The following is a 2258-nucleotide window of genomic DNA, read 5'->3' on the forward strand; positions in this document are numbered from 1 at the left end:
GATTAGCACCACACAAATTAGCTCCTCGGAGGTTAGCATTACTAAGATAAGCATTGCTGAGGTCTGCGCCTCGCAGGTCTGCCCCTTCTAAATCAGCATGATTAAAGTATGCTTTGGTCAAATTAGCATCTTTAAGATTTGCTCTAGTCAGACTGGCTCTGCCAAAGTCACTATTGTGAAGATTAGCTCCCTGAAGATTGGTTTTTTGCAATTGAGCAGAATGAAAATTTGTTTGGGATAAGTCAGCCCCTTGCAGATTCAGCAAATTTAAATTGTGTAGGGCAAAATCCCGTCTCCCCTTCATATAGGCTGTTAATAAACTTTGGGTATCTAACTTCCGCTCAACTCTAGAATTTTGAACTTGTGAACCATTACTGTTGCTGTTAGCTAAAGTGGTTGATTTGGCCATTCCAGAACCCTGGTGCAATCCACCTGCTTCTGCTGCCTTGGCTCGTCTAGCGCGAATTGCTGCCGCTACCTGCGCTACTCCTGTATTGCTAACACCAGTAGAAGGGTGATTAGATAAAACAGCAGAATTTTCCAGGTAGTTGTGTGTTCGCTCTTTAGATCCACTATCAGATTTAATCAGTAAACCCTTGGCTAAACTATCTAAGTATGGTTCTATTTCCAAGGCTCTGAGAACTTCTGCTGCTGACTGATAGCGACTACGTACAGACACGTCTAACATTTTTCGCAAGACGTTGCTCAAGTGGTCACTCACTTGCACAAGCTGCTCCCACATCATCTCGCCCGTGTTGGGATTGTAATCTAAATCTTTAGGAGTTTTGCTAGTCAGTAAATAAATGCATGTCACCCCCAGTGCATAAATATCACTGGCGTAGACTGGACGCATAGCCATTTGCTCTGGAGGTGCAAAACCAGGAGTACCAATGGCATAAGCAGTTAATGCTGTCTGTCCTGATGGACTTGCCGCACCTTGACTGATTTGGTTTTTGACGGCACCAAAGTCAATGAGTACCATTCTGGCATCTTGAGTGCGGCGAATTAAGTTGGCTGGCTTGATATCACGGTGAATCACCTTTTGCTCGTGGATGTATTGGAGAAGTGGCAAAACTTCGCTCAAAAATTGCTTGACTCCAGTTTCGCTCAAGATGCCATTAAGTTTGACCTCCTCCTGCAAGGTATCACCACTGATGTATTCTTGAACTAAGTAGAATTGCTCGTGATCTTCAAAATAATCTAACAATCTTGGTACTTGGGGATGATTGCCAATCTTACCTAGAGTTTTGGCTTCTCGCTCAAAGAGTTCTCTGGCCATCTGTAAAACGTGTGGGGCGCTTCCAGATGGACGTAATTGTTTGATTACGCAACTCGGTTCTCCTGGTAGGCCTTGATCATTGGCTAGGAAGGTCGCTCCAAAGCCACCCTGACCTAATGGTTTGATCACCTGATAGCGATCGCGCAACAGTAGTTGCGAGCCACAAGACTGACACCTTTGGCTATATGCCAAATTTTCTGGATTGGGACAGGTAGGATTTAAGCAGTAGCTCATGCACTCTCAACTCGCTGCACGAATAATCACGGGGAGTGTTATACTCCCTTTCAATTATTTAGATATTAATCAACTCCTGCCAGGTCATTTTTGCTGGAAATCCTTTGAAGAGTTGCTAAAGTTTAGCTAATATTACGTAAAGCGAACGCTAGAACAAGATAATTTATTATACTTACACGGTTAAATTTGGAGGGCAGTGCCCAATGCCAGTTGCTTTACTTGGAGAAACCCCAAGACCACACTGGCTCTCCGACAGAAAATCGCTGTAGGATTTTGGATGCCCAAATTTGGAGGCAATTTAGCTAGCTTTCATGTTCACACTAATCAACTGTTCGATAAGGGCAAAAACGTCACTACGGCTGAGTTTCTCTTTACCATTAGCAAGGGCGTCAAGAGTTCCATTAGCCAAGGTTAAGGGAATTTGGCAAAAATCTAAGGCTGGGCCAGTAGGAAGGTCTTTGGTATAAGCTTCTGCCAGGGCTAGATTGCGCCGGGCATACTCTTGCATATTTTCTACATTCCAACCTTCTGGGAAGAATTCTACCCCACGCCCCAAATCTTCAGTATGGTTACGCAGGATATTAACTGCTTGTAAGCCCCGACCAAATGCAATTGCCTGGGTGCGGTTCGTTTGTGTTCCATCGTACCAAGCCCATAAGTCCGAAAGTAACAATCCCACTGCACCTGCCACCCCACAGGGATAACGATCCAAATCGGCTTCGGTGTAAAATTTCACATTTCTTTT

At 44.4% G+C, this 2258-nt stretch carries 2 protein-coding genes; both read right to left on the reverse strand.

The genetic code is table 11. The annotated features are described in order from the left end of the window. Positions 1 to 1513, reverse strand: a 1513-nt coding sequence (locus RRG12_RS43245) for a protein kinase domain-containing protein (RefSeq protein WP_420763294.1), incomplete at its 3' end; no start/stop codon positions are given. Positions 1514 to 1811: 298 nt separating this feature from the next. Next, on the reverse strand, positions 1812 to 2258 hold a 447-nt coding region (locus tag RRG12_RS43250), incomplete at its 5' end, for a squalene/phytoene synthase family protein (protein WP_420763295.1).

The organism is Nostoc sp. CALU 546 (assembly GCF_048836525.1).